8 protein-coding genes are annotated in these 6148 nt (G+C 64.5%); 2 read left to right on the forward strand and 6 right to left on the reverse strand.

From position 1 onward, the window contains the following. On the reverse strand, window positions 1–189 hold a 189-nt coding region (locus EOA32_RS31710; protein WP_145971415.1), incomplete at its 3' end, for a cold-shock protein. A gap of 457 nt (window positions 190–646) precedes the next feature. On the opposite strand from EOA32_RS31710, the gene EOA32_RS31715 reads away from it, so the two are divergent. After that, window positions 647–1042: a Kazal-type serine protease inhibitor domain-containing protein gene (locus tag EOA32_RS31715; RefSeq protein WP_066994414.1), complete on the forward strand. Its 396-nt coding sequence runs from the start codon at window positions 647–649 to the stop codon at window positions 1040–1042. A gap of 170 nt (window positions 1043–1212) precedes the next feature. Then, window positions 1213–2853, forward strand: coding sequence for a tetratricopeptide repeat-containing sulfotransferase family protein (locus tag EOA32_RS31720; protein WP_128373820.1), 1641 nt, complete (start codon window positions 1213–1215; stop codon window positions 2851–2853). A gap of 143 nt (window positions 2854–2996) precedes the next feature. On the opposite strand, the gene EOA32_RS31725 is transcribed toward EOA32_RS31720, so the two are convergent. The 5 genes from EOA32_RS31725 to EOA32_RS39375 all read right to left on the reverse strand — a co-directional run. After that, window positions 2997–3350: a DUF1428 family protein gene (locus EOA32_RS31725; RefSeq protein ID WP_067326604.1), complete on the reverse strand. Its 354-nt coding sequence runs from the start codon at window positions 3348–3350 to the stop codon at window positions 2997–2999. Between the two features lie 109 nt (window positions 3351–3459). Beyond that, window positions 3460–3876 carry a glyoxalase/bleomycin resistance/extradiol dioxygenase family protein gene (locus tag EOA32_RS31730; RefSeq protein WP_066994423.1) on the reverse strand — a complete coding sequence of 139 codons (417 nt, stop codon included), beginning with the start codon at window positions 3874–3876 and terminating at the stop codon, window positions 3460–3462. Window positions 3877–4023: 147 nt separating this feature from the next. After that, window positions 4024–4206: a hypothetical protein gene (locus EOA32_RS31735; protein WP_066994426.1), complete on the reverse strand. Its 183-nt coding sequence runs from the start codon at window positions 4204–4206 to the stop codon at window positions 4024–4026. 160 nt (window positions 4207–4366) lie between these two features. Then, entirely contained in the window at window positions 4367–5893 is a 1527-nt protein-coding gene (locus tag EOA32_RS31740; protein WP_128373821.1) for an ABC-F family ATP-binding cassette domain-containing protein, read from the reverse strand. 31 nt (window positions 5894–5924) lie between these two features. After that, a partial coding sequence (locus EOA32_RS39375; RefSeq protein WP_210214867.1) for a hypothetical protein occupies window positions 5925–6148 on the reverse strand: 224 nt, incomplete at its 5' end.

The raw sequence follows: 6148 nt of genomic DNA on the forward strand, positions 1-6148 counted from the left end.
CTTCGGACCCTTGCCCATGCGGTCAGGCTCGACGTCGAAGGTGACCTTCTGGCCATCGACGAGCGTGCGCAGGCCGGAGGCCTCGATCGCGGAGATGTGGACGAACACGTCCTTGGCGCCGCCGTCAGGCGTGATGAAGCCGAAGCCTTTGGTGGCGTTGAAGAACTTTACGGTGCCGGTCTGGGCCATGGGGGAAACTCCTTCACCCGTATCAGTCTCGTGGGCTCGCCCGCTTCCTTGGGCTGATCCCGGTGTTGCTTCGGCAGTCATGCATTCGCGCATGGTCAAAGCCCCCGCCGAAAAACGGGGCCGTCAGAGATTCACACTATCGGGGAAAGGTCGTCCAAAACGTGCCGCTCTCCGGGTCGCAAATGCCCGAACACCAAATTTATTACACGGAAATGTGATGGTTGCAAGACAGCACCGCGGGCCGCCCTCGGCGCGCCCAACGCGAGGCCATCGATAGACCCGGCGCCATGACCGGTCATCGGCCAGTGAAAAGCCGGGCATGGGCCAGTGCGAAAAGCCGACCGGCGATAAATTTCGCCCCGGGCAAAGCACAAGCCGGGGTTGCGTTCGATCCCAAAATGGCGAGGAATTGCGCGAGCTGGCGCGATCGCGCCTGAGCCAGATAGGAGAGGGACCTATGCGATTTCTTGCGGCAATCGTTTCGCGGCAGGGCCTTGTCGCCCTGCTACTGTCGGCATTGCTGGCGGCCTGTACCGTGGTCGTCGACGAAGGACCGCGTCCGCGTCCGCCGAGGCCGCATCCGCAGCTCTGCACGATGCAATACGAACCAGTGTGCGCAAGACGCGGCGGCGACCGCCAGACCTTCGCCAATGCCTGCCTGGCGGAGCGGGCAGGGTATCGTATCGTGCGTGACGGGCCTTGCCGGGATGGCGGCGGTGGCGGCGAGCAAACCTTCTGCACCCGCGAATACGCGCCGGTCTGCGCCAGACGCTACGGCGAGGTGCGCACTTTCCCGAATGCGTGCGAGGCTCGCGCGGCGGACTATCGCATCATCGGCGACGGGCCTTGCTAGCGGTATTGCGGGCAAGTCGTCAGAGCGCTGCCCACACACTTGCATCTGCCGCCCGCTTGGCTTAGGTCCGGCGGGCGGACAAATACGGCAGGTTTCCCATTAACAGAGATCAGAGAAGAGCGGCAAACGCGGGCGGCAAGCCAGGATCGGCGAGCCCCCTCGATCCCTATGTGCAACGGGCGCTGCAGCTGCATCAGGCAGGACGCCGGCAGGAGGCGGAGTCGCTTTACCGGCAGGTGCTGGGGCAGCAGCCTAATCATGCCGCCGCGCTGCATTTCCTCGGGCTCCTCCTGCACCAGACAGGTCGTAGCGAGGAAGGGCTGGACCTCATCGAGCAGTCGGTCACGCTGCAGCCCCAAAATGCCGATTTCCTCAACAACATGGGCACGGTGATGCGCGACCTCGGCCGCGTTGCCGCCGCCGTCGATTTCTTCCGCGGCGCGGTGGACATCCGCCCGGACCAACTCGCGGCGCGCGACAATCTCGGCTCGTCGCTGAAGCAGCTCGGCCAGTTCGAGGGCGCTGAGGAGATCTATCGCGGCACGATCGGCCGCAACCCGTTCCATGTCCGCGCCCGCATCGGCCTTGCCGAAACGCTGCAGGAAGCCGGGCGGCTCGACGAGGCGATCGCGCTCTTCCGCGAGTCGCTGTCGATCCGGCCCAAGGATGCCGAGCTGCTCTACGGGCTGGGCGTCGCCCTGATGGAGAAGGGCAAGCTCGCCGAGGCCGCCGATCTTGCCCGCCAGGCGGTGGCGATCGCTCCGGCGATGGCGAAAGCCTGGCTTCTGCTGACCCAGGTCAAGCGCCAGACCGAGCGCGACGCCGAGCTTGCCGGCATGGAGGCCGAGCACGCCAAGGCGCCGCAGGACAGCCTTGCGCGCATGCAGCTTTCCTTCGGCCTCGGCAAGGCCAATGACGATCTGAAGGATTATGGCCGCGCCTTCGACTATTTCGCCGAGGGCAATGCGATCCGCCGGAAGGGCATCGATTACGACCCGGTGAGAACGCGCGACGAGTTCGAAGCGATGAAGTCGGCCTTCGACAAGGACTTCTTCGAAAAGCACAGGCCGAGCGACATTTCCGACGACACGCCGATCTTCGTCGTCGGCATGCCGCGTTCCGGCACGACGCTGGTCGAGCAGATCATCGCCAGCCATCCGCAGGTCTTTGGCGCGGGCGAGCTCAGCATCCTGAAGTCGGTCGTCGGCAAGCAGTTTCCGATGAGCATGCCGGGCGGTTTTCCCTCAGGGATAGCCGACATGCCGGACAAGGCCTTTGCCGAGGCCGGGCAGGCCTATATCGACATGCTGCATGCCCGGTATCCGGGCTTCCGCCATGTCACCGACAAGATGCCGGGCAACTTCCTGCTGGTCGGCTTCCTGCACATGATGCTGCCGAAGGCGAAGATCGTGCATTGCGCGCGCGACGCCGCGGCCACGTGCCTGTCGATCTTCAAAGTGCATTTCCGCGGCGACAGCCATCGTTACGGCTACGATCTCGGCGAGCTCGCCGATTTCCATAACCTCTACACCGATATCATGGCGCATTGGCACAAAGTTCTGCCCGGCGTCGTCCACGACGTCCGCTACGAGGATTTCGTCGCCGATCAGGAAGGCCAGACGCGGGCGCTGATGGCGCATCTCAGCCTGCCTTGGGACGACAAGGTGCTGGCGTTCCACGAGACCGACCGGCCGGTGCGCACGGCGTCGGCCGCGCAGGTGCGCCAGCCGATGTATCAGGGCTCGGTCGACCTGTGGAAGCGCTATGGGGAGCGGCTGAAGCCGCTGCTCGTCAAGCTCCAGAACGGATAGGGCTGGGTTGGACTGGTAGGCCGCTTGCTCTCAGCCATCGCAGGCCTGTGAGATTAGCCGCTGCCTCGCAACCTCGGCATTCCAGGGCGAAGCAGGAGCTCCGCTCCAGCTCCGCCCGTGGATGAGGACCGAATCGGCTGTGCTCAAACCTCGATAAATGGCTGGAAGCCGCCGAAGATCATGCGCTTGCCGTCGAAGGGCATTGTCGACCAGTCCATCTTGAGACGTTCGTCGGCCATCACTTTCGCCATGACCGCGTCGCGGCTCTGCCTGGATTCGTAAACGACCCAGGCAAAGATGACGACTTCGTCATCCTTCGCCTGCACGGCGCGCGGGAACGAGGTCAGTTCGCCATAGGGCACGTCGTCGCCGATGCATTCGACATACGCGAGCGCGCCGTGCTCCTTCCAGACGGCGCCGGCATTGGCAGCCATTTTCTTGTAGTCATCGAGATTTGCCTTCGGCACTGCAAGCACGAAACCATCGACATAGGACATGGGTAATCTCCTTCGCTGAAAAAGAGCGCCGGGCCGGCGGGGATACGACCCGGCGCGGGTGAGCGCGTCAGCCCTGGGATTGGCGGGCGACGCTTGCTCGCTGGGAAACCTATTTTACCGGCGCGTTCATCGCCCAGGCGACGCCGAAGGGATCCTTCACCTGGCCCCAGCGGTCGCCCCAGAACATTACCTGGAGGGGCGTGACGACTTCGCAGCCGGCGTCTACCGCGCGCTTCCACCAGGCATCGACGTCGTCACTACCGAGATGGAGCTGGAGCGTATAACCCTGCGCCGCCTGATGCGGATGGCCGTGCTCGGGATAGGCGTCGCCCAGCATGAGCGTCGAGCCGTTGACATAGAGATGGATATGCATTGTGCGGCCCTTGTCGTCCGGCGGATAGGCAAAGACTTCCTCGGCCCCGAAAGCCTTCTTGTAGAACTCGGCCGCCTTGATGGCGCCGTCGACCTGCAGATAGGGGGTCAATCCGCCAAGAACTTTGGCGCGGGGCGGGTTCTGGTCGGTCATTTCACGTGTTCCTCTTCACGGGTTGATTGGGCGTTGCGATCAAAAGACGGACGAGGCGACAGCAATCCTACACGGGCAGCGGAATTTTTTTAGCGGGGCCGGGCCCGGACCGGCCGCGCAGCCGTCGCATGAACCCGTTGGTCACTTTCAAATGACGTCGGTCGAGAAGGTGGCTGTGCAGCGGCCGTTTCGCGTGTCGAGAATTTCCGGAAAACCGATGTCCTTGCGCAGGTCGGCCGGCAGCGAAAGCAGAATGCGCTCGCTGCGGTAGCGCGCGCGCGCCGCCGCATATTGGCTGGCGATGCGGCTGATGGATGACAAGATGGACATGATGCACTCTCCCTGGTTGATGCCGTCAGCATTGTGTCGGCATCCCAAGGACGAGGAATGCTGCGGCAATCCGACAGGTCACCGGAATTTTTCATGCGCGCCCGGAAAGCCGGCCCGTATAGGCCGGCCCCCCGTATATAGGCTGGCCTTGTCGTGGCTATCAGCGCTCCGTCGCGGCCACCGAGCGGAAGAACCCTTCCGGACTGTCGACTTCGGTCAGCCGCCGCTTCTCGATCAGCCAGAACCGGTTGCCGATCGCGCGGATGAAGGAGCGGTCGTGCGAGGCGAGCAGGCAGCTTGCCTGATGCTTCAGCAACTCGTCCTCAAGCGCTTCCTGGCCGTCAATGTCGAGGTGATTGGTCGGCTCGTCGAGGAGATAGAAATTGGGGTTGAGGAGCCGCAGCACCAGCAACATCAGCCTCGACCGCTGTCCGCCCGACAACGCGGCAATCCTTTGCTCCTGCATCTCGATGGCGACGCCGGCGCCGGCGAGAAGCGAGCGGGCGCGCTGCTCGCCGATCTCGAAGCGACGCGAGACCATCGCCAGCGGGGTGGCGTCGGCGCCGATGCCGGACAGCGCCTGGTCGCTGTGGCCGAGCACTGTCGACGGCGTCACCTTGATGTTTTGTTCCGACCCCGGTTCGGCGATGGCGGCGCGGATCATCGCAATGAAGCGCGATTTGCCGACACCGTTGCGGCCGAGCAGCACGATGCGGTCGCCTTGGCAGATATGGCGCTTGCCGGTCCTGAACAGCAGCGCGCCGTCGGGCGTTTCGACCGCCGCGTCGTCGAGCGTGATCAGCACCTTGGCGTGGGTGCCGCGGTTCGCCAATCGGATCGCGCCGGCCGAACGCTCGCGATGCGCTGCCACGGCTGCATCTTCCAGCCTTTCGGCCCGCTCCCTGAGCTGCTTGGTTTTGACCGTCAGCAGGTCGCTGCCGGAATTGATGCCGATGTTGTTGAGCTTGGCTGCCTGGCGGCGCAACTGCTGCGCGACCTTCATGTCGCGCTCGAACCGCCGGGCCGTCGAGGCGTCGACCTCGTCGAGCGCCCGCCGGGCGCGCGAATAGGGCAGCGAAAACACCGGCGATTCTTCCGGGCGCAGGAAGAGCGTGCGGTTGGTGGTGGCGTCGAGAAAGGCGCGGTCGTGGCTGGCGATGATCACCGGCACCTCGCGTGGCAGCGCGTTGAGCCAGGTTTCGAGCTGGCCGATCTTGGCGAGGTCGAGATGGTTGGTCGGTTCGTCGAGCAGAAGCACGTCCGGGTCGGTGACCCAGACGCGGGCGATCAGCGCCAGCCTTTGCCAGCCGCCGCTCAAGGCCCGCATCGGCCTGTCGCGCATGTCCTCGGGCACATCGAGCGAATCCAGCACCACGTCGACGCGCCAGAGCTCGCTGCCAAGCTGCTCCGGCGGCAAGGCATCGGCAACCACCTGATGGAAGCTACGGTCGAGCTGCGCGCCGGGGACGGATTGCTCGACATGGCCGACGCGCAAGCCGCGCGTCCGGGTGATGTCGCCGCTCGTGGCGGCCAGATCGCCCGCCAGGCATCTGAGCAGGGTGGTTTTGCCACGGCCGTTCGCCGCGACGATGCCCAGCCGGTCGCCGGCACCGATGATGAGGTCGAGGTTGGAGAAGAGCGGCGCACTCATGGTGACGCCGAGGGATTTGAGGCTGATCAGGGCCATGTCGATTTCTCTGGTCTTCCCGGAGCCCGGCTCAATGCACTTTGACGGTGCGCCGGTAGGCCATCAGGCCGAGATCAGCGGCACCACGAAGGGCAGACCAAAAATCGAAGCGGGGGAAAATTCCCGGACCGTCCTGGTCAGCCCTGCAAGCAAGCTCGCAGGGCACAGACAGGGCCGCGCTGACGGTGGTGATCGATAGACACGCAGCCCTCCTTTCCAGATGTTCGAGTTGGGGAAACTGGTACACCTGGGGAG

Source organism: Mesorhizobium sp. M1A.F.Ca.ET.072.01.1.1 (assembly GCF_004023325.1).
Taxonomy (GTDB): Bacteria; Pseudomonadota; Alphaproteobacteria; order Rhizobiales; family Rhizobiaceae; genus Mesorhizobium.